Consider the following 24,461-nt stretch of genomic DNA (forward strand, 5'->3'; position numbering starts at 1 on the left):
TAAGCTGAGGTTGAACCTATGACATTCAATGGATTTCAAGAAACGACTACATCGGAAAACGGTTCAGATTTAAACGAGCGCGAGACCATTGAAGCGGATCTTCTGCTTGAAGGGGTTCATCGGTTATACGGATACGATTTTCGGAATTACGCCAAGCCGTCGCTCATGCGTCGGATTTGGCATCATGTACACGCGGAGAACCTCGATACGATCTCCCAGCTTCAAAATAAAGTGCTGCACGATCGATCCTGTTTCGAGCGCATGGTGCAGAGCCTTTCGATTCCGGTCACCGAAATGTTTCGCGATCCGGAATTGTTCCGTACGTTTCGCCGCGAAGTCGTTCCGATCCTGCGAACTTATCCGTACATCCGAATCTGGCATGCCGGTTGTTCGACGGGAGAAGAAGTCTATTCCATGGCGATTCTGCTGCATGAAGAGGGATTGTACGACAAGGCGCGCATTTATGCCACCGACATGAACGATCGCTCGCTTAAGCAGGCTAAAGAAGGGATTTACGGGATCGAGAAAATGAAGCTGTACACGAAAAATTACTTGGAAGCCGGGGGTACGCAGTCTTTTTCCGACTATTACACCGCCAAGTACAATTCGGTCATGCTTCAACCTTATCTGCGTAAAAACATTATCTTTGCCGAGCATAATCTGGCAACCGACCGTTCTTTCAATGAATTTAACGTTATCTTTTGCCGGAACGTTATGATTTATTTTAATGATACGCTCCGGGATCAGGTACATGGACTTTTTTATGAGAGCCTCAGCCGTTTCGGCATTCTTGTTCTGGGTTCGAAAGAGTCTATTCATTTCACCCAATTCAGTGACTGCTATGAGCCGCTGGACCGGGTCGAAAAGATCTACCGGAAGATTAAATAGAAAGCGTAGGGGGATTCCATGGTGGTTCAAGAGCCCATTCATATCCTGTTGGTCGACGACCGTCCGGAGAACTTGCTCGCTTTGGAAGCCGTTTTGGGTAGTGAGCGCTATACGCTTGTGAAGGCGACTTCGGGCGAAGAAGCGCTTCGCTGCCTGCTGAAAGACGAATTTGCAGTTATCGTACTCGATGTGCAGATGCCCGGCATGGATGGTATCGAGACTGCAAAGCTCGTCAAGGCCAGAGAAAAAACGAAAGATATTCCGATTATCTTTATCTCGGCCAACAGCAAGGAATCCGAGCATTTGTTTGCGGGTTACTCCGCGGGCGCGATCGATTATATGGTAAAACCGTTCATCCCCCAAATTTTGAAATCAAAAATTGAGGGGTTCGTCAGCATGTATTTGGCCAATAAGCGTCTGAAGGATCAGACCACGCTCCTGCATCAGAAGACGCAGGAATTGGAGAAGATCAATGAAGAGCTGGTCAAGGCGAAAGAAGCGGCCGAGATCGCAGCCAAGGCGAAAACGGAGTTCCTGGCCATGATGAGCCATGAAATCCGCACGCCGATGAATGGGGTTATCGGTATGATCGACTTGTTGATGGAGACAGAACTGAAGCCGGAGCAAAAGGAGTACACGGAGATTATCCGCGGCAGCGCGGATGCACTCGTAACGGTCATCAACGATATCTTGGACTTCACCAAAATGGAATCCGGCAAGATGGAGCTTGAAGAGCATCCTTTTGAACTGAAAACATGTATTAGCGAAGTTTTTAATCTGTTTACGATGGAAACGACTCGAAAGAACTTAGAGATGGTATACTTTACAGAGGAATCGGTGCCGGAGCTGTTATACGGCGATATGACCCGTTTGCGGCAGGTGCTGATTAACCTAGTGGCGAATGCCGTGAAGTTTACCGATCAAGGCGGCATTTACCTGGTCGTATCCAAACGAGCGGAAGAAGACGGCCGATTGACGCTGGAATTTGCGGTTAAGGATACGGGAATCGGCATTTCGCCGGAAAAGATCCATCGCTTGTTCCAACCGTTCTCTCAGCTCGATTCTTCCATGACTCGAAAGTATGGAGGTACGGGACTTGGCTTGGCCATTTGCAAAACGTTGGTGGAAATGATGGGCGGCGATATTTCTGTCGAGGCTATGGACGAAGGAGGAGCTACATTCGTCTTCACGATCCAGGTTCAAGCTTTTCAACCCGAAGAGCCCAGTCCGTTTCGAAACGAAACCTTAAACGTACTGCATGAGGACACGGCGATTCCCGCATCCGTATTGATTGTGGACGATCACCCCGTTAACCGAAAGCTAATGCTTAGCATGTTAGGCAAGATGGATGTGTCTGCCGCAGCCGCGGAAGACGGGGAACAAGCTCTTCAGATGTTAGGCGACCGGTCTTATGATTATGTATTCATGGATCTGCAAATGCCTGTGATGGATGGCATCGAGGCAACGAAAAGAATTCGGGAACGGTTCCCTGCGGGAGCAGGTCCCGTGATCGTGGCGATGACGGCGAATGTGATGAATGACATCCAGTCGCGCTGCCTTGAAGCCGGGATGGACGATTATATCAGCAAACCGGTCAAGATGGCCGGAATCAAGCAGGTGATTGCGCGTCACTTGTCCGCATACCGTGGTTATCCGATAAAAAAAGCCGCTCATTAAAACGTTGCAAGTTTCTTTTCGGGCTGCGGTTTGCGGGAATGGATCTGTCGGCTTTCGTTTCAATCGCTTGGTTTATGTTTAATAAGCTTAGAAAACATTTTTTTAGGGAGAATGTCTATGACCACAAATAAAAACGACAAGTTCAACGCTAGAACGGTTTCTGAAGAAGGAAAAAATACGGTATACCTGAGTGGGGAACTTGATTTATCCGTAGCACCGGATTTTCGTCTTGTCATGGAGCCGCTAGTAGGGGATTCCGAGGTCGACTTGGCCATCAATTTGAAAGAATTGAAGTATATCGACAGTACGGGGATTGGGATTCTGTTGTCCATTTTGAAAGCACGGCATTCCGCGAACGCTTCGTTCAGCGTAGAAGAAGTGCCGACACAAATTCAAAAGCTGTTCGACATGACAGGCATCGCCAAATTTTTTGAACCCCAAGAGAATTCCCAATAGGAAAGGATCGAACAACGCATGAAAGCAGATCAAACCGTTACCCTCAACTTACCGGCTACCGCCGACTACGTGGATATTGTACGGCTGAACCTGTACGGCATCGCGTCCAAGATGGGCTTTTCCTATGAAGACATCGAGGATATGAAAGTTGCCGTTTCGGAAGCTTGCAATAACTCAGTTTTATATGCGTATGGACAGGAAGGAGGATTAGTGGAAGTTGTCTTTGGCGTTACCAGAGAAGAACTTACGATTACCGTCAAGGATGAAGGCGTAAGCTTCTCGTTGCCGGGCAACGAACCTTCCGATACTGCCCCTACGTTGCACGACAAAGATTTGCATGATGTGGAAATCGGCGGTCTTGGTTTCTATCTGATGCAAGCTCTTATGGACGACGTTAAAGTTGCCAGCGAGAGCGGAAAAGGAACGCAGGTCGTTTTGACCAAGCGTCTCACCAGGAGTGAGGAGAAAGTATGAATGATAAAGTGACCCCGCCTGAATCCATGTCCGAAGCGGTGTCCTTGATTTGGGAATATCAGCAGACCAAGGACAACGAAATCGCCACGGTACTGATCAAAAAGTATGAACCGATGGTGAAGATGGCCGCAGGCAAGATTGCCAGAAATCGGCCTGATCTTTACGAAGACTTGTATCAGGTTGGTCAAATGGCATTGATTCGCCTGCTTCAACAGTATGACATTCAATTGGGGATTCCTTTTGAACCCTATGCGATGAAAAGCATGATCGGGCACATGAAAAACTTTTTGCGAGACAAATCATGGTACATACAGGTGCCGAGACGAATCAAGGAAAAAGGAGCGCTGGTTCAGCAGGCGATCGACGAATTGACGGTTCGTCTGGAGCGTTCACCCGATGTCAAAGAAATCGCGCAATATCTTGATTTGAGCGTCGAAGAAACCGTGGAAGTGTTGGCCGGACGCGAATGCTACCATTACGTTTCTCTCGATTCTCCGCTTTCTCAAGAGGAAAGCGCGGCAACGCTCGGCGAGTTGATTAGTTCGGACGTCAACGACTACGATACTGTCGAACGGCGCATGGACCTTCAACAGGCACTTAGCCAGTTGAAGGAGCAGGAGCAGAAAGTTCTGCTGCTCGCCTTCCAGGAAGGTCAGTCGCAGCGTGCCATCGCGCAAAAGCTTGGCGTTTCCCAAATGAGCGTATCCCGAATTCAAAAACGGGCCACAGAAAAGCTCAAGCAAATCATGTCTAATTCTTCCTCGTTATGAAGATAACGATCCAAGTTCATCATAAAATGGCCGGGCCCACTCTTCTTTAGAAGAAGATAGCCCGGCTATTTTGCGTTTGGTCATAAATCGGAATCAAGAACCTCCGCTACGGCCTTCCTGAATCAAGTTTCCGACATAATCGAAGAAATCGCTGACATAAGGAACGCCGAGACTCGCCATGACAGAAGCGATCCAAGTCAATAAGGCGATAACGACTACAGTGCCGACCGATAAGCCGAGGCCTCTGGCAATACCGGCTGTAAAGTTGGAGATAATGCGTCTTTTCCAGTCGGTATAATTTTCGACAAGGTCTTTGAAGTCTCCCTTTTTCAGAGCGACCGAGATATCCTCCAGCTGCTTATTCAAACGGGACACTTCATGACGAAGTTCGAAAGGGTGATCTTTGGACAAGTCTTGCGGACGAAGCGTGCCGTCATTCGTTCGTTCGTTTTGGTCAATCGTTGCGCTGGCGAAACGATCGCCCGAATTGGGCCTGGTTTCGGTCTGTGACATGGAAATCCCCGCTTTCGTTTATGTGGTCTGGATGTGCTTTCGTTTCGCGGCATTCGGATCGAGTTGCGTAAAAGAAAAAGATAAGAGTTCGATAAAAAAAGCCGGCTGAAACAGCCGGCTTTTAGCGAGATTCCGTAGAATTACAGAACAGGTTTTTCGCCTGTTGGCGATCCGGAGTTCAACGATTTGACTTCGTTCTTCGTTTCTTCCGCCTTCTCAGCCGTTTCCTTCATGATTTCCTTATCCGCTTTTGCGGCTTCGTTCGCCACGTCCGCGGAAGCGGATTTCACCGTCTCGCCGACATCGGCGGAAGCGTCTTTCACGGATTCGGCAACGTCGGCACCGTTTTTGCGTACCGATTGCACGACATTGGAAGTCTTTTCGGATACCGATTGAGCCAGCGTCGTCGCTTTGTCGCTTACGACTTCGGCTGCGGCCTTCGCTTTATCGCTAACTGCCGCAGTGGCCGTTTTGGCTTTTTCGCTTACCACCGTAGCCGTGTCTTTGGCTTTGAGGCCGATCGTGCTTGCCGCGCCTTTTGTTTTGTCCGTAGCGGCACCGATTTGATCGGAAATATCGCTGCGAAGGTCGCGTCCCGGTTTAGGAGCGAACAGCAGGGCTGCCGCCGCGCCGATCAAACCGCCGATCAACAAGCCTTTCGTGAAAGTGGAACCGCTTTGCATCGGATACTCTTTTTCTGCTTCGTTCATGAATAATCACTCCTTAAATTAGTCGTAAAATCAATATTGGGTCGTGCGGCCGGTTACAGGTACGGGCCGAATCGTTCCAAGATGTTTTGAAGATCTTGCTTCTAAGCTGCGCGTCTGAACAATCTGGAGACAAGTCCGAGAACCAGAACGAAAATCGCGGTACCGAGTACGGCGGGGATAATGGCAAAATCCGCGATCGTCGGTCCGAAACCGCCGAATAACGAATTTCCGATCCATGAACCCGCGAAGCCGGCAACTGCTGCACCTATGATTCCGCCCGGCATCATGTTATCCGCCAGCGCGTTTCCGATAAATCCGATAACGATCGCCATGATCAGGCTGATGACCAGCCCCCACATCCCGCTCACCTCCGTTCCAATGCTTTCCGCGTGCGAACTGCGTGTATCCGGATGACTGCGCCGCCGCTCTTAATTGCTATATAAACGTCACCTTTCCCGCTGAAACAGGAAAGCAGGCACGTCATAGAGCGGATTAACGTCGAACCGGCAGTTTGCGCAAAAGCAAAAGCCCGGACTTTTGCTCAAAAACGAGCACAAAAGGCCGGGCTTGACGAAAGATGCGGATTCTAAGAAGTTTAGGGCACTTTCACGCTTATTTCCTACGCAGACGACCCAGTTCGGAAGCGATTGCTTCAACTTCGGAAATACTGAGAGAAGGTTTGTTCATGATCAAATCATATACGTCAAAAATATCATCGTACTGGTCGACCGAAAACGAAGACGGCTGCATTGCCGATCCGGACGCCATGCGAAGCTTATTTTTGATTTCTTCGATCATGTACTCCACATTTTCCTGAGTTTTGTTGGACAAATCCATGTGTAATCTCCTTCCGGCAGACAATTCGTCGAGGAGACTGTGCGCTTTCTTTACCTTGGAGATCGGAAAAAATACGCGGCTTCGACGGCTCATGATTCCTCATTGTAGCACGAACCGACTGCCGACTCATCCTTTTTTGCAGAAACCCCTACAAGTGCGATAAAATCGAAGTGCGATCTTTATGTAAGGGAAGACAGTGTAAGAGGTGAGAATGAATAGTGAGCATCAGCGAATCGGTATGGGCTCAAACCGGCGAGGAAAGACGGGGTGATCGTTTTGCGGATTTCCGTGAGCTCTTCGCGGAAATCGCAGCATGTTATCGCCCGGACGAACTTCTATTTTTATGTATAGGTACGGACCGTTCCAGCGGCGATGCTTTCGGTCCGCTTTTGGGCAGCCGACTCAAAGCCGCAGGATTTCCGAATGTCGTGGGCACATTGGAAAAACTTTGCGACGCGAACAATCTGGAGGAACTCGTATCTTCGCTGCCGGACGGTTTGACGATCGTCGCTTGCGACGCCTGTCTGGGAAAACCGGGATCGGTCGGGAAACTATTGGCGACCCGAACGGCATTGACGCCGGCAGGGTCGATGAAAGGCTCGTTTGCTCCGGTAGGCGACTACAGCATCGCGGCGGTCGTTAACAGTCATGGTCCTAAGCCTTATCAAGCGTTGCAAACGGCATCGCTAGGACTGGTTTTACAGCTTGTCGAACAGACCGCGGAGGCCGCGAAACGATCATTCGGCATGAATCCGCGGATTGAAATTTCGGAAGCGTAAGCGGATAAACGATAAAGAAAGAAGGCGTTGATATGCAACGAAAGCAACAGACGGGTCTTCCGATTCGTTACGCGGATCGGGGAGAAGGCCCTGTGTTGGTGCTGCTGCACGGTTTTGTGGGCAGCGCGGATTACTGGGAGAGAGTCGTGCCGATGCTGGAAGGACATTTTCGCTGCATCGTGCCGGATTTGCTGGGCCACGGCGAATCGGAAGCTCCGACAGGTCCTTATACGATTGAGCAGTTGGCAGACGGAGTATTGAAGCTGCTCGACGGGCTCGACATCGAACAAGCGGTATTGCTGGGCCATTCCATGGGCGGCTACACGGCATTATCGTTTGCGGAGCGTTACCTGGAACGGCTGCGGGCCTTCGGATTGGTACACTCTATGCCGTTACCCGATGACGAGGCCGGAAAAGAAAAGCGTACAGCGGTTGCCGAACGCGTGCTGCGTGAAGGCACGAAACCTTTTGTCGAACAATCCGCGCCTAATTGGTTTGCTCCGAACGCCGCGGCGCGCATGCCTGCCGAGCTGGATCGCGTCCTGCAAATCGGTTATGACACCAAGCCCGAAGGTGCGGCCGGTGCCGCGCTTGCGATGCGGGAACGGCCGGATCGCGGACACGTCATTCGCGAATCGCAGCTCCCGATCCTTTTGATTGCGGGCAGCGAAGACGGGATCGCGCCGCCGGAAAAAGCGTTTGCCGCCGAAAATGCTCATACCTCCAAATTCGTGATCGAAGGTTCGGGGCACATGAGCTTGTTTGAAGCGCCGCAGGAATTAGCCCGCCACATTGCTTCATTTGCCGAAAGTTTGTAGGACGTTGTCTAACCTAAAGGTGGGATCGGATTGTTAAGAAAAGACTATTTAACCCGCATGATCGAGGAAATGACCGAAGCCGTAGGAGCAATGCTGGGCTTGCGCCGCGAGCAAAAAAACGAGCAGGCATTGGAAAAACTCGACGGCTTGCTGAAGCGCAACTTCCGCATGAGCGAGCAAATGCTGCGGTCCTTACCGCCCGAGGAATTGATTCAGTTATTCCGTCAACGCGAGGGCGTGGACGCCGAGAGTCTTCAGCTCGTGGCGCGCATGCTGCAAGAAAACGGAGAAATCCGCGAAAACATGGGCGATGAACAAGAAGCCGCGGCTTCCCGAATCAAAGCGCTGCATTTGTACATGTACGCGGCACTCAACGGGGGCAGTCGGGAACTTGTCGATTATCCGACACGAATTACGGAGCTGTCTGCCTTACTGGAACGTTACCGTTTGCCTGCGGATGCCGAGCGGCTTGTCATGCTGTACGAAGAACGCGAAGGCCGCTATGTACAGGCCGAAGACGCGATGTACCGCATGCTGAACGCCAGTCCCGAAAATGACCCGAACGCGCTGGAAGAAGGAAGAATGTTTTACGCCAGACTGTCCGGGCTTGAAGCGGATATTCTTCAGGCTGGCGGCTTAACCCGTGAAGAACTGGAAGAAGGCATTGAAGCGCTCCAGGATGAATAGACGCATGCAGCCCCAAGTCGGGAAGACACACCGAGAGGATCCCGCGACCATGCCCGAGAGGATGAGAATCACCCTATGCAAAACATGAACGAACTGCTGAACGCCGTGCTGCCGGAAGGCAAACTGATTACGGCGACCCTCAGCCAACCGCGGCGAAAAGATGACGAAACGTACAGCAAAGTCGCCGTCAAGCCGCTTATGCTGAAGAATGAACTGCATTACCAACTGGCTTATCATTACGAGAAAAAAGTCACGCATGAAAATTTGACGCTTGAACAAGCGTTGCCGCGCATCTCGCTGCTGTTGGAACAGGAAATGCGACAAGGATTGTTCTGCACGCTGGAAGCCGATTATCAGGTGCTGGTCAGCAAAAAAGGCAAGCTCGGCATTTTGAAAAAAGCGCCGACCAAAAAGCAGGTCGCCAATTTGGCGCACAACCGCAAAAAAACGTATGTGCTGGAGGAGGGCGAAGCCGTTCCTTTCCTGGTCGAGTTGGGGGTCATGAACGACAAAGGCCGCGTGCTCGCCGCCAAATACGACAAGTTCCGGCAGATCAACCGATTCCTTGAGATGGTAAGGGACATTTTGCCCGCCCTGCCGAAAGACCGCAAACTGACCATCGTCGACTTCGGCTGCGGCAAATCATATCTCACCTTCGCGCTGTATCATTATTTGGCCGTGCAGGAAAAGTTCGAGCTGAACGTAGTGGGACTCGACCTGAAAGCAGACGTTATCGAGCATTGCGAATCGCTAGCCCGGACGCTGAACTATGACGGTTTGCATTTCCGCATCGGCGATATCGCCGATTACGACGAGTTCGAAGCCGTGGATATGGTGATCACTTTGCATGCCTGCGACACCGCGACCGACGCGGCTTTGGAAAAAGCGGTACGTTGGGGCGCTTCCGCGATTCTGTCCGTCCCATGCTGTCAGCATGAGCTTTTTTCGCAGGTGCAAAACGATCTGCTGGAGCCGTTGTTATCGCATGGCATCCTGAAAGAACGTTTTTCGGCGCTCGCGACCGACGCAATCCGCGCCAAGCTGCTCGATATCGTCGGGTACAAAACGCAGCTGCTCGAATTTATCGATATGGAGCATACGCCGAAAAACATCCTGATCCGCGCGGTCAAATCGGACGGTCAGGATACGGCGGCCCTATGGCGCGAGTACGAAGCGTTCCGCGCCTTCCTCGGTGCTTCTCCGTATTTGGAGAAAGCGCTAAGCGATCGTTTGCCTGCTCCTTCGAAGGTCTGAAAGTCGTCCGTCAGTAAAAGTTAAGCCTGCGCGCCGCCGTCCGGATTTTTTGCGTTCGGCGCGATAAGCAGAGGAAAGAGGGAACACGGTGAGTTTTATTTCGGATATCGTTTCGCAGCTTTTTGCATGGATTCAAGGGTTGGGTTACTTCGGCATCATGTTCGGCTTGATGGTCGAAGTCATTCCCAGCGAGATCGTTTTGGCTTACGGAGGATTTCTGGTCTACTCGGGAGATATCAACTTCTGGGGAGCCGTATTGTTCGGGACGATCGGCGGCGTGTTTGCCCAGTTGTTCATTTATTGGATCAGCCGTTACGGCGGTCGTCCTGTATTGAATCGGTTCGGCAAATACATTTTTATCAAAGAATCGCACATCGATCATGCGGAGTCATGGTTTAATAAGTACGGAGCCGGCATTATCTTCAGCGGTCGTTTTATCCCGGTTGTTCGGCATGCGATCTCTATTCCCGCGGGCTTGGCCAAGATGCCTACCTGGCGCTTTACGGTTCTGACGACATTGGCCGTTATTCCATGGTCTATCTTGTTTGTGTTCTTGGGCTATCAGCTTGGCGGACAATGGGAGCATATCGACGAAAAAGCGGCGCCTTATGTGGTACCGATCATTTTGGGAGCCGTATTCCTGATGTTGGTGTATCTGATCGTCAAAGCGGTCCTGACCCGTCGAAAAAAAGCCAGAGTTTAATCCGCGTCCTTGACCGATACCCATACAATAAAGAAAAGAGGGAACCATATGAGCAAATCGAATTTGAAATCCCGATTCGGAACAGGATTGACCCCGCAAGGCTTTATCGACTCCATGGAGAAAAACAAAGAAACGTTCGAAGCGGGCTACCGCGATTTTACTTGGAAAAAGGACGAGGACCGACTCTTCTTCGAAAGTTTGCGCTCGCGCACCGATCTGAGAACGATCATTTTGGCGGCTGACTGGTGCGGCGACGTCGCGCGCAACGTGCCTGTCGTGTTCCGGGTTTTGGAGACTGGCGATATTCCCGTGGACGTTTTGATTTTGGAACAGAACTTCGATCTGATGGACGAATATCTGACGATGGGCGGCCGCTCCGTGCCGATCGTAATCTTCGCGAATGAAGAAGGCGAACCTTTGCTGCAATGGGGACCGCGTCCGGAGAAAGTTCAAGAGCTGATGCGCAAGTTCAAAGCAGAGAATCCGGACCGCGAAGCTGCGGACTATGCGGATAACATGAAAGTCGTCCGCGAGCAGATGATGGAGCGTTACGGGGAAGGCACGTCCATTCATGAAGTGATCGTGCACGAACTGCGTACGCTTCTGTCGGAGGTCTAACATGCTGAGAGTCGAGACATTCAATCTGGGACCGCTGCAAACCAACGCCTATCTGCTGCGCGGCGAAGATGATCTGAAAGCCGTCGTGATCGATCCCGGCATGAACCCGGCCGCGTTGATGCGCCGAGTGGAGCATCTGCATGTGGAAGCGATCCTGCTCACCCATGCCCATTTCGATCATATGGGCGGCGTCGAAGAGCTCCGTAAAGCGAAAGGTTGCCCGGTCTATCTGCATGACCTGGAAGCCGATTGGTTGACCGATGCCAAACATAACGGTTCCGCCATGTGGTCCGATCTTGGCGGTCCCATCACTACCGACCCTGCCGAGTTTGCGCTGGCACAAGGACAGACTTTGAGCTTGATCGGCAACGAGTTCAAAGTGCTGCATACACCGGGTCACTCGCCGGGCAGCGTAAGCTTCCTGTGCGGCAAAGACTTGTTCGCCGGCGATGTCCTGTTTCGCGAAGGCGTAGGCCGTACGGATCTGTACGGCGGCCGCCAAGGGGATTTGGTCGATTCGATTCGTTTGAAGCTGTACAAGTTGCCGGATGAAACGGTCGTCTATCCCGGTCACGGGCCGCGTACGAAAATCGGTTACGAGAAGGCGAATAACCCGTTCGTTCCCGCTTTTTAAAATTAGAGCGCTTGCGCCTAAAAAGCTGGACAAGGCGATGCAGCGATAGTAAGATACACCTATTGAACGTCCGTCCTGACACAAGATGCTGGGAGAAGATGCTCTCAAAGCCTACTCGCCATTACCTTGCTTCTCGATAGGATGTAAGTGAATACGCGTTAGTGGCGGACATGGCCGTTGGCTAGTTTGGGGTCCGTTATACGCATTATGCCTGCGAAGCACGCAAGCTGAGGATTCAATCCCGGTTTGCGTGCTTTTTTTTGCTTTTTGACGATTAAATTGGCAATCAGATGACCGAAGTGCGCGTTTAATCCAATATGGATGGATGTACATCCGGTAACATTCAAGGGGGATATGAGCAAAGTGGACAGAGCCAAGCCTTTTGACACGGAGAAAAGGGAAAAGCCGAGACTCGTAGCGGAACGGCGAACAGAGCCGGAACCGATCGCGGAGACAAAACGGATGGAAGTTCGAGAAGAAAAGCCGACGTATCGACATGAAAACGGCGGGGTTTTTGTACGCGCCTGGAATTCGGCCAAGCTTCAAGACGGACGCGTGAACCAGCCTTGGCATGAACGTTTGAGCCGGATCCGGAACGGGGAAGACCCGCGATAAACTCCGATCGGGAAAATTCGACTCGATTTTTGTATAAAACCTACATAAAGTGAGCCGTTGGCGTGGACAGCAAAACCTTTTTTTAGTACGATATAAGCTAAGTATTTGCATTACATTCATTTTCACGAGTGAGTGGACCATGAAGCCGGAAAGACCCGGGAGGGCCAGGCTTTGTAGATGACGACCGAGGGGGAGAAACAATGCTTCATCTGGGAGAAAAAATCGTGATCGTCGCGGATGTCTTCGAGCAGAATCTCCCTGTGGGAGAATACGGCTACTTGATCGCTTATGACCGTAATCCGGATAACGCTTTCGATTATATCGTTAGAATCCCGCAGGCTAACCGCAACTTTTTCGTAACGGAAAAAGATATCGAGCCGGAAGAAAACGTGCTGCGTTTCGAGGCCGATCAGGTCGAACGCGCCGCATTGATTGATTATGCGTTGGCGACGCACAATGAGAAGCTGTTTTATCAAGTGATGAACGGCGAAGAAGAAGGCGGAGAAACGCTTGAAGCGGATGCTGAAGCGTCGGCAGAGCCGATGACGCAGGCGGAGTTTATCAAGCGGATTAATTTACGGGCATGGATTTGATGTCGGCTGCTGCCGGCTTTTAATTGCCGGGAAGGTCCTGTTCGTAAGGCAAGGCTTAGGGGCGCCGGAGTCATTTCGTTTCGGTCGCGTGTTGAAATCGGGAAATTTGAATTGGATTAAAGTTGGGATTTCCCGATTTCAAAGGCGAACGCTGCGGCATACGCCGCAACTCCTGCACTGAAATGACTCCTCTGCCGAGCAGCCTTTTACGAACCTGAATTTCCCTACATATGAAGCCGGCTGCTGCCGGCTTTTTTCTTTATTAAGGCTGTGCGAACTTGGTTTCGCACAGCGCAAAAGCTTGGGGAAGCGGCTTTGCCGACTTCGTGAGGGGCTAGTGCTCTGTGCCCAATGAAGGTAAGGTTACATTTGGTCAAGCGTAAATCTACTATTTGAGACGATACAGAGCACCAGTACCTTTTGCCTTTAATGCTGATAAAGTATAGGACGTACGCGCCCTCAAAGTGTCGAGAAAGCCTAACGTAGCTGGAAGCGAGAAGACGAAGAGAGAAATTCAGTGAAAGACGCCTTTGAACTCGGAAAGATTCCGCTAAAATTTTAATCGACGTTTCCGAGTGAGACAGCGGATTGAACGAATTTCTCTCGGAGTCTTCTCGCTTCCCCACGCACACGTAACTTTCGAGGGCAGCCTGAGGGCGTACACGCCCTAGATTTTTGCGGGTTGCTAACCTATAATGGGGACGTTGAGGAGTTTCGGCACTTTAACCCTTTAAACGATAGGAGAACTTAACATGAAAATTACGGTGGAACAGGTCGAGCACGTGGCCAAGTTGGCGCGGTTGAATGTAAGCGACGAAGAAAAAGAATTGTTCGCCGAGCAGCTCAGCGCGATTCTGCAATATGCGGAAAAGCTGGACGAGCTGGATACGGAAGGCGTGGAACCGACAACGCACGTGCTGCCGCTGCATAGCGTCATGCGCGAAGACAAGGTACATGAAAGTCTGCCGATCGAGAAGGTGCTGCATAACGCGCCTGAAGACGAAGACGGGCAGTTCCTTGTACCGGCTGTACTGGACTGACTCGGCAATAACGAATAGCTAATGATCAACGCGGAGGTGCGATAGTGACATTGTTCGATTTGGGACTTCGGGAGATTCAAAGTCGGCTGCAAGCCGGCGAACTGTCCGTGACCGAGCTGGTTAAGGATTCCCTGCAAAAAGTAGGGGAACGGGACGAGAAAGTAAAAGCATTTTTGACCGTCGATGAAGAAGGCGCTCTTGCTTCTGCGGCAAAGCTGGATCGGAAATTGGCAGCCGGCGAAAAGCGCGGACTGCTATTCGGCCTGCCTGCGGGCATCAAGGACAATATCGTGACGGAAGGCCTGCGCACCACCTGCGCCAGCCAATTCCTGCGCAATTTCGATCCGGTCTATGACGCGACGGTCGTCAAAAAACTGCGTGCGGAAGACAGCGTAACGATCGGCAAACTGAACATGGACGAGTTCGCGATGGGCGGCTCGAACGAGAACTCCAGCTTCTATCCGGTGCGCAATCCGTGGAACCTGGATCGCGTTCCGGGCGGTTCGAGCGGCGGTTCGGCGGCAGCGGTCGCGGCGGGCGAAGTTTACTTCACGCTCGGTTCGGATACGGGCGGTTCGATTCGTCAGCCTGCTTCGTACTGCGGCGTTGTCGGTTTAAAACCGACTTACGGCCTCGTATCGCGCTTCGGCCTGGTTGCTTTTGCATCCTCGCTGGATCAGATCGGTCCGGTTACGCGTACCGTCGAAGATTCGGCGTACGTGCTTCAAGCGATCGCCGGACATGACGACCGCGATTCGACATCGGCCAACGTGGACGTGCCGGACTATGCGTCCGCACTGACAGGCGATATCAAAGGACTTCGTATTGCCGTACCGAAAGAGTACATGGGCGAAGGCGTCGATCCGCAGGTCAAGGAGTCCGTATTGGCCGCGATCAAGCAGCTTGAAGCTTTGGGCGCGACATGGGAAGAAGTTTCGCTGCCGCATACGGAATACGCGCTGGCTGCTTACTATCTGCTGTCTTCTTCGGAAGCTTCGTCCAACCTGGCTCGTTTCGACGGCGTTCGCTATGGCGTTCGCGCCGAAAATCCGCACAATCTGCTTGATCTCTATTTGAAATCGAGAAGCGAAGGTTTCGGCGATGAAGTGAAGCGCCGCATCATGCTCGGAACGTACGCGCTTAGCTCCGGTTACTACGACGCGTACTATTTGAAGGCGCAAAAAGTTCGTACGCTGATCAAGCAGGACTTCGATCAAGTGTTCGAGAAATTCGATGTCATCGTAGGGCCTACGGCGCCGACAACGGCGTTCGCGATCGGTTCGCAAACGGACGATCCGCTTACGATGTACCTGAACGATATTTTGACGATTCCGGTCAGCCTTGCGGGCGTTCCGGCAATCAGCATCCCTTGCGGTTTCGTGGACGAAATGCCGGTCGGGCTTCAAATCATCGGCAAACCGTTCGACGAACAAACCGTGCTGCGCGTCTCGCATGCGTTCGAGCAGAATACCGATCATCATAAACGCCGCCCGCAGATTTAATCCGCGTGCTTAAGAAGGAGGAAACGCCTGTTATGTCCACCGTACAATACGAAACGGTCGTCGGACTCGAAGTGCACGTCGAGCTGCACACGAATACAAAGATCTTCTGCGGCTGCTCTACCGAATTCGGAGCGCCGCCCAATACGCATACCTGCCCGGTTTGCTTGGGGCATCCCGGCGTGCTGCCGGTACTGAACCGTCAAGCTGTGGAATATGCAATAAAAGCGGCGATGGCGCTGAACTGCCAGATTGCGGATATCAGCCACTTCGACCGGAAAAACTATTTCTATCCCGATTCGCCGAAAGCTTATCAGATTTCGCAGGCGGCTCGCCCGATCGGCGAACACGGCTGGATCGATATCGAAGTCGACGGCAAAACGAAGCGGATCGGCATCACGCGCCTTCATTTGGAAGAAGACGCGGGTAAACTGACGCACACGGGCGCTTTCGGCTCGTTGGTCGACTTCAACCGCGTCGGAACGCCGCTGGTCGAGATCGTGTCCGAGCCCGAACTTTCTTCGCCGGAAGAAGCTCGCGCTTATCTGGAAAAAATGCGCGCGATCATGCAGTACTGCGAAGTGTCGGACGTGAAAATGGAAGAAGGATCGCTTCGCTGCGACGCCAACATCAGTCTTCGTCCGAAAGGCCAAAAAGAATTCGGCATCCGCGCCGAACTCAAAAACATGAACTCTTTCCGCGGCGTGCAGCGCGGCTTGGAGTACGAAGAAATCCGTCAAGCCGAAATTCTGGACGAGGGCGGCGTCGTCGTTCAGGAAACCCGCCGCTGGGACGAAGCCAAAGGCGTAACGCTATCCATGCGCGGCAAAGAAGAAGCACATGACTACCGCTATTTCCCGGACCCGGATCTGGTTTCCGTCGAAATCAGCGAAGAGTGGAAGTCCGCGATCCAATCCGGAATTCCCGAGCTGCCGGATGCACGCAAAGCCCGTTACAGCGCGGACTACAGTCTGCCGGCTTATGATGCGCAGGTCATCACGTCTTCCAAGCCGCTGGCCGATTTGTTCGAAGAAAGCTTGAAGCATACGGACGACGCCAAATCCGTATCCAATTGGATCATGGGCGATCTGCTCGGTCATCTGAATACAAGCGGGCTTGAGCTGAATGCGGTTCCGATTACCGGCCAAGGACTCGGCGAGCTGGTCGGCCTGATCGGCAAAGGTACCGTCAGCAACAAAATCGCCAAGACCGTTTTCAAAGAAATGCTGCAAAGCGGCAAGCTTCCGCAGCAGATCGTCGAAGAACAAGGTTTGGTTCAGATCAGCGACGAAGGCGCGATCAAGGCGATCGTCGTCGAAGTGGTTGCTGCAAATCCGCAGTCGGTCGAGGATTATCGGGCCGGCAAGGACAAAGCGATCGGCTTCCTGGTCGGTCAAGTCATGAAGCAGAGCAAAGGCAAAGCCAATCCGGGGCTGGTCAACAAGCTGCTCGTGGAACTGCTGCAAGGCTGATCGAAAATACCGCTTCTTCAGGCTCCATTCAAACTTGTCATCCGCGTCATGCTACAATGGACGTAGACAACGTACCGGAGCCGTTAAAAGGACACGTTCGCTTGCGAACGTGTCCTTTTGTCTTCGATATTCATGCTAGATCAGCTTGACCAATCTTACATTCAACTTGGTCAAGCTAATAGGTTCCGAGCGAAAGTCGGAAATTCGGTTAATGATAAGGAGATGCGAGAAGAATGGCGATGATCGATAAACTGAATATGGAAGATCATTCATTAGTCGAAGCGTTATTTCGGTTGCAAACGACGGCTTATCGTTTGGAGGCCAAACGGATTGGGTTTGATGAAATTCCGCCTTTGGCGGATACCGTCGATAGCTTGAAGCGCAGCAGCGATACGTTTTACGGATATATGACCGAAGCCGGAGAGCTGGTGGGCGCCATCGCGGTCGAAGAAGAGTATCCGGGCGAATTGACGCTGACAAGAATGATGGTGGACCCTAACTTTTTCAGGCAAGGAATCGCGACAAAGCTGATCCGATACATCTTCGCGCACTATCCGGACTTCAAAACCTATATCGTATCGACGGGCTCCATGAACGAACCTGCAATGCGTTTATACCAAAGCTTCGGGTTTGTTCCTTTTCGAAAAGAATATGTTGCCCCCGGTGTTGAATTAACCACAATGCGCCGCAAAACGGAACGATAGAACCGTACTGATTTCGCAATTTCCGAAAAGAAGGAGTAAGGAAGCACATGACTGATCCCTGGATTATCGACAACACACACATTTTTTTGCGCATCGTAGCCGCGGTGCTGCTCGGCGGTCTGATCGGCTGGGAGCGCGAGCGCTCCAGCCATGCAGCCGGGCTTCGCACCCATATTCTCGTTTCCGTCGGCTCGGCGCTCATTATGCTGCTTTCCATGTACGGCTTTGTCGCTTTCGTCGATCAGCCGAGCGTACGGGTCGATCCGGCACGTTTGGCGACCGCGGTTATTTCGGGTATCGGCTTTTTGGGAGCGGGAACGATTTTGTTTACGGGTAAGTCGATTACGGGTCTGACAACCGCAGCCTCGCTTTGGGTCGTCGCCGCGATCGGTTTGGCGGTAGGCGCAGGGTTTTATTTTGCCGCCATACTCACCACGTTATTCGTATTTTTAACCCTGCTTGTACTGAACGTAGTGGAGCAGCGTTACATCCGAGGGCATCACACCCATGTCGTCACCGTGCGCGGGCGAACAGGAACCGGATTGATGGAGAAAGTCTCCGATTTTATGAAAGAACGCGAAGTGCGTATCCGCAAGATGGAAGTCCACGTCAAAAGCGATGCTCCGGTCTCCGAATCGGAAGGTAGTTCGGCAGCGGAAATCACCATGCACCTGACCTCGGAAAAGCGAATGGACCCGGCCGAGATGACCCACCAACTGCTGAATATGGAAGGCGTGTATTCGGTTGCGATCGAGTAATTCGCTTTCGGGCTACCGATCATGCTGGGCGAAAGGAGATCCGGATCATGGGCAAAACCGATAAAAAGCACAAGAACAGCAAGACCCTGCGTCAAAAAAGAACCACCGTCGCTTGTATTTTATCTGCCGTTATTCCCGGTGCGGGACATCTTTATCTGGGATTGATTCAAAAAGGCGTTTCTTTTATGTTGTCGATTCTGCTCGTGATCGAAGCGTTGCTGTACTTTTCGGCTACGGGTATCCAAATAAACGTTCCTCTATTGATTCTGCTCGGCCTCACCATTCCGATCATTTACTTCTATAATTTATACGACGTGCTGCAAGCGACGGATCGGGTCAACGAACGTCGGCGCACGGTAGAGAATGAATTTCGGAATTGGCGAAAAAGCATGGTGTTTGCTTTGATTCTGGTCGGCGAAGGTGCGGTATTGCTTATTCTTCATAGTCGCCCTCTGTGGTTCCGGCAGTTGATCGAGCTTTACGGAAGAGAAACGGCAGCTATCGCTCTTGTCGTACTGGGTCTTATTTTTGCAACCGTTCAAGCTTTCGGCGTACGTAAAGCAGCCAAGCAGCCTCCTGCTTCTCCGTCAGCCGTATCCTCGCCGACGAACGGAGCGCCGTCTTCCGAACCCGAACAGTCGCCCGTGACAGAAGGGAGGAGACGTCATGAATCCTAAAATCCGAATCGGCCGCTGGACGGCGGCGATCGTGCTCGTCTCCGTCGGGCTGCTGCTGCTTAGCGACGAGCTGCGCGGACGCGACGATATGCTGGAGCTGCTTCGCTGGTGGCCTGCGATCTTTGTCGTATGGGGAATCGAGTATGTCGCAATGCTGCTGGTATTCCGTCGCCGGGGCGGGGGTCGACGCTTCCGCATCGATTTTGCCGGCATATCGGTAGCTGCCCTGCTTAGCGCCTCCGTCTTTATCGTCACCCAGCAAAATCATTATCTCCATCTGTGGAACCGGGTAAGTTTGGATCTGACCACCTCCGGTATCGAATTCAGCGAGGCGGAAGGCAATAAATTCGCCAAGCCTTCGGTCGATCTCGCGGCAACGCTGGAGATGACCGGCTTGACCGTCGAAGGCATCAATGGAGATATCATCGTTCGCCGCGGTTTTTCCGACCGAATTCGCGTGCGGAGTACAGTCTGGGTCGATCAGGCGGAACCCGAAGAAGCGAAGGCCATTGCCGAAAAAACCGGCGTGAAGATCAAGGAAGGCGAGACGCTGGCGATCACGACCGATTCGCAGTCTTACGGGACGTCGGGACGCCGCCAACCGCGGATCGATCTGGAAATTTTGCTCCCGCCCGAACGAAGCTTTGATATGGACATCCGCACCAATGGAGGTTCCGTTACCTTAAACGGCGTTCAGGCCCTTCGCTCCATCGCTGTTCAAACGGGCGGAGGCAATCTGGATTTCACCAATGTGAACGGCAATGTTTCGGCATCGACGTCAAAAGGCAGCGTCAAACTCTCGACCGTCACCGGCAATGTAAAAGCCGAGACGCAGCAGGGCGATATCGAGAGCGCGAATATTTCCGGTTCAGTCAACTTGACCACCATTCTGGGCAGCATCACGACGAACGGAACCATTGGCGACATTGCCGCGGATACGCGCAACGGCAGCATCGAAATCAATGGCGTCAACTTTGGGCTATCCGCGCAGAGCCTCAATGGCAACATCGTTATCAACTCTCGTGTCGTGCGCGGGAATTGGTCGGTGTATAGCGCAGTAGGACGAATCGATCTGACTCTGCCTGACCATGGGAACTATCGGATGGACGGTTCGAACGGCTACGGAGACATTCGCAGCGAACTGCCGTTTGCGATTGAAGATCGGACGCTTAGCGGGACTTACGGAGACGGAGATTTCACGGTAAAAGTGGACGGCAACGGAGACCTGAATATTTTTCGCAGCGATTGAATGGCGAGCTGATCGATTGACACGTTGACAAAAAATATTCACAAACCTTACAATGGAGAGTAATCTAAGGAATTACGGCGAGGAGGAGAACGGGATGACGACACGGGTACAGCATGCTTTGGAACAGTTGAAAATCAACGGTGTGCGCATCACTCCCCAACGACATGCCATTTTGACTTATCTAATGGAAAATATGGGGCATCCGACAGCGGATGAAATTTATCGCGCGTTGTGTCCGCAGTTTCCAAGCATGAGCGTCGCTACCGTTTATAACAATCTCAAGATGCTCATCGAAGCCGGAATGATTCACGAACTTACGTATGGAGACAATTCCAGCCGATTCGACGCGAACGTCAGCGAGCATTATCATATTATTTGCGAGAAATGCGGCAAGATCGAAGATTTCCATCATCCTTACTTGGCGGAAGTCGAACATGCTGCGGCGAAATCAACAGGATTTACAGTCAAAGGACATCGTTTGGAAGTGTACGGAGTGTGCAAAGGTTGCAGCGAACATTGACGTTTGCTTACAATAGGGCGTGTGGAGCCGAGAAGGCTCCCGCGCTTTTTTTTATGGCGTATTCTTGCGATTATGCAGAAGGGTTGCGGTTGTGAAGTGATAGGAAGCAGACAAAAGCGCACGCGTATTCGTAAAAAGAAACGTCCGGGCAGAATTATTCTGATCGGTATTGTCATTGTGGGTGCAGGTTGGGGAGCATGGCAGTTCCTGCCGAGTTTCTCGCATGAAGAGCCGGAATGGATCGGGCAGAAAAAGCCTGTTTTTATAGAAGGACAATGGAGCGGTTATACGGCGCGCGGGAGCGGGGATACGCTAAAGCTTCCTTTGCCTTTGGTGCGCGAACAAATCAATGCCTACGCTTACGGTGATCCGGACGGAGAAACCGCAATTTTGACCACGCCGAGCGAACTTCTCGTTATGACTCAAGGGGATGAACAAGCCGAACTCAATGGGGAAGCTTACGCGCTCAACTCTTCTATGGAGGAGGCGGACGGTGTTCTGTACATACCGGTAGAGCCTCTTGAGCAACTGTACGGCATCCGAATTGCGGAGGAAAGTGCGGACGGGAGCGTCATTGTGCTTAAAGCCGGCAATGAATTCCGTACGGGAGCAGCAGCAGACGGCGGACTATTCAGCTCGCCGAAGCTTCGAAGCGATCGTACGATTAAATCCCCGGCGGTCGCCGATTTAGAAGACGGCATGCCGCTTCGCATCTGGAGCGAGCAAGATGGTTGGCTGTACGCACAGACCGACGAGGGCCGCTCCGGCTATATCCCGGCAAGCGAAGTGAAGATCGGCGGCGAGGAAAAAGTACCGGTGATCGAAGTCGCCGAGACTGCCGCAGCCAAAGAATGGGCCGACAAAAAGATCAACCTTGCTTGGGAAGCCGTCTACGAGCGCAAACCGAGTCCGGACGTGATCGAAGAAATGCAAGGCATCAACGTCGTCAGTCCGACCTGGTTCGAGCTGAAGGACGGCGCAGGCAATGTGAAAAGCAAAGCCGACTCCGCTTATGTGGGACGCGCCCATAATCGGGATAAGCAGGTATGGGGACTGTTCAGCAACAGCTTCGAGGCGGATTGGACGCGGGATATGTTAAGCGACTACGGCACGCGTGCCGCAGCGATTCGCCAAGTGCTGGATTACGCCGCCGAATATAAGCTGGACGGAATCAATCTCGACTTTGAAAATGTATACACGGAAGATAAAGAGCCGTTCGTCGAATTCGTGCGCGAATTTACCGTACAGGCGCATCAGGCCGGCCTGACCGTTTCTGTGGACGTTACGCCGAAGTCGAACAGCGAGATGTGGTCGGCTTTCCTGGATCGACGAGCACTGGGAGAGACCGTGGACTTCATGATGGTGATGGCTTATGACGAGCATTGGGCAAGCAGTCCGAATGCGGGTTCCGTTGCATCTTTGCCCTGGGTCGAGACATCGGTCACCCGGATCTTGGAAGAAGACGACGTTCCTGCTTCCAAGCTAGTGCTTGGCATTCCGCTGTATACACGCGTATGGACGGAGAGCGAAGAGAATGGCGAGACCAAAGTCTCTTCTTCTGCGATCGGAATGGAAAGTTCTCAACGACTCCTCACTGAGAATGGCGCCAAACAGCAGCTCCTTGAAGACATCGGACAAAATTACGCGGAGTATGAAGATAAAGAGGACGGTACCAAAAAACGCGTTTGGCTGGAAGACGGGAGTTCATTGACGCGAAGGATTGAATTAGCGAAAAAGCACGAGCTTGCCGGTGTGGCCAGTTGGACCCGCAGTTTTGCTTCGGCCGAAGCTTGGGAAGTGCTGCGCACAATTAATGAAAAGTAGGAAAAGATGATCATAGGGCGTGTTTTCAAACCTCGACGGAGTAGGTTTTGCTGAATTTTCGTTCTCCGCAAGAAACTTTTCCGAAGGCGTGCCGGGGCGCGTCAAAGGAAAGCGACGCGATCATTGGTGGATGACTACGCGCTTCCAGTAGAATCCGCGGAGGGCTAAAAGGCAGTAAAAGATACACGTCAGCAGGTTTGAAGACACGCTCTAAGTATTCCGTGCCTTTTTTTGTGGGCTTTCTTAATGAAGGAGGAATGAACCGTCCGGCGTAGAATAAAGTGTAACGGCCATAATCGGTACACATTGCCTTTTTTCTATACAACCGGACGTCCAGGAGGCCCAAATGCAAGGGGGAGTCGAACTTGAGCCCATTTACTTTTAACGATTGGACAAAAAAAGATCCTCTTCCTCTGGGAGCTGTCGCTTGTTACCGGCCTGGAGGGAAGTTTCACGGCGCGCTTCTTCAGGACTTTGACGTGCTGGTGTTTCTGATTTTCGATTCTCCCCATGAAGACGTACAGACGCATCATCGCGTGGAGAACGGCGTTCATTATCACTTTCTGAGCCTGCAAGCCGAGGAATTAAAGAAATGGATCGTAACCGGCGAGAATCGTTCGTTGGTTCATTATTTTTTACAGGGAGAAGTGGTAGAAGACGTGAACGGGCAAATTTTGCACTTGAGACAGCAAGTCGAACATTTTGAACAGCCGCTTCAGGAACAACGTTTGTTTTTCGAGTTCTCGCGTTTTCTTCGCAATTACGTAGAAGCCAAGCGCCATTTGACGGAAGGACACGAGATGGACGCTTATTACAGTACGCTCAAAGCACTGCATCATTGGGCTTGCATTGAATTGGTGCAAAAATCCGTGTATCCGGAAAAGACCATCTGGAATCAGGTTCGAGCCTATAGCGCCCAAGTATACAAACTGTATGAACAACTTGCGTTCAGTCAAGAAACTTTGCAAGAAAGGGTTGAATTGGTGCTGCTGGCCTGCGAATTCTCCGTCATGTCCAAAATGGCCGTCTGCTCGGAACTGCTGATTCGCGTTCTTCGCAGTCGCAGAATTCCTTGGACCATCGAAGAATTGGTTCGTCACCCCGATCTGCAATACGTGAAAAAAGAACTGCCGATGGTGGTGCGCAAACTGGTTTATCGTTCTTTGATCAAGCAGTGGCCGCGTGAAGGGAAGAGCGGTCCGCACAGCGAAGAAATCCGTTATAGCGTGAATTGACGCGGGTTTAGCTAGTATATGAAAAATGAAAACGGATGAAATTTCGAAAAAGGGTTGACGTTAAGTTCGAGTATGTGATAAATTAAATCTCGCCCTTCAAAGGCGCTCAGTGCTAAGTTGCTGAGAGGAAGTCATCACAAACAAGCTTCGAAAAAACTTTTCAAAAAAGTGCTTGACGAACTGCTTGAAACTGTGATAGGATATAAAAGTCGCCGCTGAGACATACGGCGCCGAACAAAAGAAACAAGTCAACACAGTTTGCTCCTTGAAAACTGAACAGTAAGTGAGTCGCGATGATGAAGATCATCGTGAGAATAAATAGATTCTTGAGCAATCGAGAATCGCCAACGTTTTAAACGAGCACATGGTGCTTTCTTTTGAAGCGAGACAAACAATCGCTTGGTTCAATCGCCTTTGCCCTTAGGGGTGCGGCATTGAAGTCGCGGTTGCGAATGCT

General features: G+C 51.7%; 28 protein-coding genes. 24 read left to right on the top strand and 4 right to left on the bottom strand.

The window, feature by feature from the left end:
* Window positions 1–18 precede the first annotated feature (18 nt).
* From HRQ63_RS23550 to HRQ63_RS23570, 5 genes are all read left to right on the top strand, one after another.
* Window positions 19–888, top strand: coding sequence for a CheR family methyltransferase (locus HRQ63_RS23550; protein WP_172247599.1), 870 nt, complete (start codon window positions 19–21; stop codon window positions 886–888).
* Between the two features lie 18 nt (window positions 889–906).
* Window positions 907–2,565 carry a response regulator gene (locus HRQ63_RS23555; protein ID WP_172247600.1) on the top strand — a complete coding sequence of 553 codons (1,659 nt, stop codon included), beginning with the start codon at window positions 907–909 and terminating at the stop codon, window positions 2,563–2,565.
* A 117-nt stretch (window positions 2,566–2,682) separates the two neighbouring features.
* Window positions 2,683–3,021, top strand: coding sequence for an STAS domain-containing protein (locus HRQ63_RS23560; protein ID WP_172247601.1), 339 nt, complete (start codon window positions 2,683–2,685; stop codon window positions 3,019–3,021).
* 18 nt (window positions 3,022–3,039) lie between these two features.
* Window positions 3,040–3,495: an anti-sigma B factor RsbW gene (rsbW, locus tag HRQ63_RS23565; RefSeq protein ID WP_172247602.1), complete on the top strand. Its 456-nt coding sequence runs from the start codon at window positions 3,040–3,042 to the stop codon at window positions 3,493–3,495.
* The gene (locus HRQ63_RS23570; protein ID WP_037291373.1) at window positions 3,492–4,265 is read left to right on the top strand and encodes a sigma-70 family RNA polymerase sigma factor; all 774 of its coding nucleotides are present in this window, start codon (window positions 3,492–3,494) and stop codon (window positions 4,263–4,265) included. Before rsbW ends, HRQ63_RS23570 begins: the two co-directional genes overlap by 4 nt.
* Before the next feature lie 93 nt (window positions 4,266–4,358).
* Here HRQ63_RS23570 and HRQ63_RS23575 read toward each other — a convergent pair whose 3' ends face one another.
* The 4 genes from HRQ63_RS23575 to HRQ63_RS23590 all read right to left on the bottom strand — a co-directional run bounded on the left by HRQ63_RS23575 (window position 4,359) and on the right by HRQ63_RS23590 (window position 6,325).
* Complete coding sequence (locus tag HRQ63_RS23575; protein WP_229714343.1) at window positions 4,359–4,778, bottom strand: DUF5665 domain-containing protein; 420 nt, start codon at window positions 4,776–4,778, stop codon at window positions 4,359–4,361.
* 140 nt (window positions 4,779–4,918) lie between these two features.
* Window positions 4,919–5,488, bottom strand: coding sequence for a YtxH domain-containing protein (locus HRQ63_RS23580; protein ID WP_172247603.1), 570 nt, complete (start codon window positions 5,486–5,488; stop codon window positions 4,919–4,921).
* A 101-nt stretch (window positions 5,489–5,589) separates the two neighbouring features.
* Window positions 5,590–5,847, bottom strand: coding sequence for a GlsB/YeaQ/YmgE family stress response membrane protein (locus HRQ63_RS23585; RefSeq protein WP_172247604.1), 258 nt, complete (start codon window positions 5,845–5,847; stop codon window positions 5,590–5,592).
* Window positions 5,848–6,100: 253 nt separating this feature from the next.
* On the bottom strand, window positions 6,101–6,325 hold the full coding sequence (locus tag HRQ63_RS23590; RefSeq protein ID WP_172247605.1) for a DUF1128 domain-containing protein: 225 nt from the start codon (window positions 6,323–6,325) through the stop codon (window positions 6,101–6,103).
* A gap of 218 nt (window positions 6,326–6,543) precedes the next feature.
* Here HRQ63_RS23590 and yyaC point away from each other — a divergent pair, with 218 nt between their 5' ends.
* The 19 genes from yyaC (at window position 6,544) to HRQ63_RS23685 (ending at window position 24,004) form a co-directional block, all read left to right on the top strand.
* Window positions 6,544–7,104 carry a spore protease YyaC gene (yyaC, locus tag HRQ63_RS23595; protein WP_172247606.1) on the top strand — a complete coding sequence of 187 codons (561 nt, stop codon included), beginning with the start codon at window positions 6,544–6,546 and terminating at the stop codon, window positions 7,102–7,104.
* Between the two features lie 32 nt (window positions 7,105–7,136).
* Window positions 7,137–7,922 carry an alpha/beta fold hydrolase gene (locus HRQ63_RS23600; RefSeq protein ID WP_172247607.1) on the top strand — a complete coding sequence of 262 codons (786 nt, stop codon included), beginning with the start codon at window positions 7,137–7,139 and terminating at the stop codon, window positions 7,920–7,922.
* A 30-nt stretch (window positions 7,923–7,952) separates the two neighbouring features.
* Window positions 7,953–8,609 (top strand): DUF6483 family protein, encoded by a 657-nt coding sequence (locus tag HRQ63_RS23605; protein WP_172247608.1) that lies wholly within the window; start codon window positions 7,953–7,955, stop codon window positions 8,607–8,609.
* Window positions 8,610–8,684: 75 nt separating this feature from the next.
* On the top strand, window positions 8,685–9,863 hold the full coding sequence (locus tag HRQ63_RS23610) for a class I SAM-dependent methyltransferase (protein ID WP_172247609.1): 1,179 nt from the start codon (window positions 8,685–8,687) through the stop codon (window positions 9,861–9,863).
* 88 nt (window positions 9,864–9,951) lie between these two features.
* A complete protein-coding gene (gene uptA / locus HRQ63_RS23615) occupies window positions 9,952–10,566 on the top strand; it encodes an undecaprenyl phosphate transporter UptA (RefSeq protein WP_172247610.1) in 615 nt (204 codons plus the stop codon).
* A 48-nt stretch (window positions 10,567–10,614) separates the two neighbouring features.
* Complete coding sequence (locus tag HRQ63_RS23620) at window positions 10,615–11,184, top strand: thioredoxin family protein (protein WP_172247611.1); 570 nt, start codon at window positions 10,615–10,617, stop codon at window positions 11,182–11,184.
* 1 nt (window position 11,185) lies between these two features.
* On the top strand, window positions 11,186–11,818 hold the full coding sequence (locus tag HRQ63_RS23625) for an MBL fold metallo-hydrolase (protein ID WP_172247612.1): 633 nt from the start codon (window positions 11,186–11,188) through the stop codon (window positions 11,816–11,818).
* A 354-nt stretch (window positions 11,819–12,172) separates the two neighbouring features.
* Window positions 12,173–12,433, top strand: a complete 261-nt coding sequence (locus HRQ63_RS23630) for a hypothetical protein (RefSeq protein ID WP_172247613.1) — start codon at window positions 12,173–12,175, stop codon at window positions 12,431–12,433.
* Between the two features lie 200 nt (window positions 12,434–12,633).
* Entirely contained in the window at window positions 12,634–13,026 is a 393-nt protein-coding gene (locus HRQ63_RS23635; protein WP_172247614.1) for an ATPase, read from the top strand.
* 752 nt (window positions 13,027–13,778) lie between these two features.
* Window positions 13,779–14,066, top strand: coding sequence for an Asp-tRNA(Asn)/Glu-tRNA(Gln) amidotransferase subunit GatC (gene gatC / locus HRQ63_RS23640; RefSeq protein WP_172247615.1), 288 nt, complete (start codon window positions 13,779–13,781; stop codon window positions 14,064–14,066).
* 44 nt (window positions 14,067–14,110) lie between these two features.
* Window positions 14,111–15,568, top strand: coding sequence for an Asp-tRNA(Asn)/Glu-tRNA(Gln) amidotransferase subunit GatA (gene gatA / locus HRQ63_RS23645; protein WP_172247616.1), 1,458 nt, complete (start codon window positions 14,111–14,113; stop codon window positions 15,566–15,568).
* 32 nt (window positions 15,569–15,600) lie between these two features.
* On the top strand, window positions 15,601–17,037 hold the full coding sequence (gene gatB, locus HRQ63_RS23650) for an Asp-tRNA(Asn)/Glu-tRNA(Gln) amidotransferase subunit GatB (RefSeq protein ID WP_172247617.1): 1,437 nt from the start codon (window positions 15,601–15,603) through the stop codon (window positions 17,035–17,037).
* Between the two features lie 233 nt (window positions 17,038–17,270).
* The gene (locus HRQ63_RS23655; protein WP_308809941.1) at window positions 17,271–17,741 is read left to right on the top strand and encodes a GNAT family N-acetyltransferase; all 471 of its coding nucleotides are present in this window, start codon (window positions 17,271–17,273) and stop codon (window positions 17,739–17,741) included.
* A gap of 47 nt (window positions 17,742–17,788) precedes the next feature.
* Complete coding sequence (locus HRQ63_RS23660) at window positions 17,789–18,499, top strand: MgtC/SapB family protein (protein WP_172247618.1); 711 nt, start codon at window positions 17,789–17,791, stop codon at window positions 18,497–18,499.
* A gap of 47 nt (window positions 18,500–18,546) precedes the next feature.
* A complete protein-coding gene (locus HRQ63_RS23665; RefSeq protein ID WP_172247619.1) occupies window positions 18,547–19,176 on the top strand; it encodes a DUF6677 family protein in 630 nt (209 codons plus the stop codon).
* A complete protein-coding gene (locus tag HRQ63_RS23670) occupies window positions 19,166–20,425 on the top strand; it encodes a DUF4097 family beta strand repeat-containing protein (RefSeq protein WP_172247620.1) in 1,260 nt (419 codons plus the stop codon). The genes HRQ63_RS23665 and HRQ63_RS23670 overlap by 11 nt, the downstream gene beginning before the upstream one ends.
* 94 nt (window positions 20,426–20,519) lie before the next feature.
* Complete coding sequence (gene perR, locus HRQ63_RS23675) at window positions 20,520–20,945, top strand: peroxide-responsive transcriptional repressor PerR (RefSeq protein ID WP_037291330.1); 426 nt, start codon at window positions 20,520–20,522, stop codon at window positions 20,943–20,945.
* Between the two features lie 96 nt (window positions 20,946–21,041).
* Entirely contained in the window at window positions 21,042–22,769 is a 1,728-nt protein-coding gene (locus HRQ63_RS23680) for a glycosyl hydrolase family 18 protein (protein ID WP_229714344.1), read from the top strand.
* A gap of 365 nt (window positions 22,770–23,134) precedes the next feature.
* Window positions 23,135–24,004 carry a nucleotidyltransferase-like protein gene (locus HRQ63_RS23685; RefSeq protein ID WP_172247622.1) on the top strand — a complete coding sequence of 290 codons (870 nt, stop codon included), beginning with the start codon at window positions 23,135–23,137 and terminating at the stop codon, window positions 24,002–24,004.
* Window positions 24,005–24,461: the final 457 nt, after the last annotated feature.

The organism is Saccharibacillus endophyticus (assembly GCF_013185185.1).
GTDB lineage: Bacteria > Bacillota > Bacilli > Paenibacillales > Paenibacillaceae > Saccharibacillus > Saccharibacillus endophyticus.

What these genes read in the sequence shown, in the direction of transcription:
- HRQ63_RS23550 (WP_172247599.1), top strand. Translation starts at nt 19, where the DNA reads ATGACATTCAATGGATTTCAAGAAACGACTACATCGGAAAACGGTTCA.
- HRQ63_RS23555 (WP_172247600.1), top strand. Translation starts at nt 907, where the DNA reads ATGGTGGTTCAAGAGCCCATTCATATCCTGTTGGTCGACGACCGTCCG.
- HRQ63_RS23560 (WP_172247601.1), top strand. Translation starts at nt 2,683, where the DNA reads ATGACCACAAATAAAAACGACAAGTTCAACGCTAGAACGGTTTCTGAA.
- rsbW (WP_172247602.1), top strand. Translation starts at nt 3,040, where the DNA reads ATGAAAGCAGATCAAACCGTTACCCTCAACTTACCGGCTACCGCCGAC.
- HRQ63_RS23570 (WP_037291373.1), top strand. Translation starts at nt 3,492, where the DNA reads ATGAATGATAAAGTGACCCCGCCTGAATCCATGTCCGAAGCGGTGTCC.
- HRQ63_RS23575 (WP_229714343.1), bottom strand. Translation starts at nt 4,778, where the DNA reads ATGTCACAGACCGAAACCAGGCCCAATTCGGGCGATCGTTTCGCCAGC.
- HRQ63_RS23580 (WP_172247603.1), bottom strand. Translation starts at nt 5,488, where the DNA reads ATGAACGAAGCAGAAAAAGAGTATCCGATGCAAAGCGGTTCCACTTTC.
- HRQ63_RS23585 (WP_172247604.1), bottom strand. Translation starts at nt 5,847, where the DNA reads ATGTGGGGGCTGGTCATCAGCCTGATCATGGCGATCGTTATCGGATTT.
- HRQ63_RS23590 (WP_172247605.1), bottom strand. Translation starts at nt 6,325, where the DNA reads ATGGATTTGTCCAACAAAACTCAGGAAAATGTGGAGTACATGATCGAA.
- HRQ63_RS23600 (WP_172247607.1), top strand. Translation starts at nt 7,137, where the DNA reads ATGCAACGAAAGCAACAGACGGGTCTTCCGATTCGTTACGCGGATCGG.
- HRQ63_RS23610 (WP_172247609.1), top strand. Translation starts at nt 8,685, where the DNA reads ATGCAAAACATGAACGAACTGCTGAACGCCGTGCTGCCGGAAGGCAAA.
- HRQ63_RS23620 (WP_172247611.1), top strand. Translation starts at nt 10,615, where the DNA reads ATGAGCAAATCGAATTTGAAATCCCGATTCGGAACAGGATTGACCCCG.
- HRQ63_RS23625 (WP_172247612.1), top strand. Translation starts at nt 11,186, where the DNA reads ATGCTGAGAGTCGAGACATTCAATCTGGGACCGCTGCAAACCAACGCC.
- HRQ63_RS23630 (WP_172247613.1), top strand. Translation starts at nt 12,173, where the DNA reads ATGAGCAAAGTGGACAGAGCCAAGCCTTTTGACACGGAGAAAAGGGAA.
- HRQ63_RS23635 (WP_172247614.1), top strand. Translation starts at nt 12,634, where the DNA reads ATGCTTCATCTGGGAGAAAAAATCGTGATCGTCGCGGATGTCTTCGAG.
- gatC (WP_172247615.1), top strand. Translation starts at nt 13,779, where the DNA reads ATGAAAATTACGGTGGAACAGGTCGAGCACGTGGCCAAGTTGGCGCGG.
- gatB (WP_172247617.1), top strand. Translation starts at nt 15,601, where the DNA reads ATGTCCACCGTACAATACGAAACGGTCGTCGGACTCGAAGTGCACGTC.
- HRQ63_RS23655 (WP_308809941.1), top strand. Translation starts at nt 17,271, where the DNA reads ATGGCGATGATCGATAAACTGAATATGGAAGATCATTCATTAGTCGAA.
- HRQ63_RS23660 (WP_172247618.1), top strand. Translation starts at nt 17,789, where the DNA reads ATGACTGATCCCTGGATTATCGACAACACACACATTTTTTTGCGCATC.
- HRQ63_RS23665 (WP_172247619.1), top strand. Translation starts at nt 18,547, where the DNA reads ATGGGCAAAACCGATAAAAAGCACAAGAACAGCAAGACCCTGCGTCAA.
- HRQ63_RS23670 (WP_172247620.1), top strand. Translation starts at nt 19,166, where the DNA reads ATGAATCCTAAAATCCGAATCGGCCGCTGGACGGCGGCGATCGTGCTC.
- perR (WP_037291330.1), top strand. Translation starts at nt 20,520, where the DNA reads ATGACGACACGGGTACAGCATGCTTTGGAACAGTTGAAAATCAACGGT.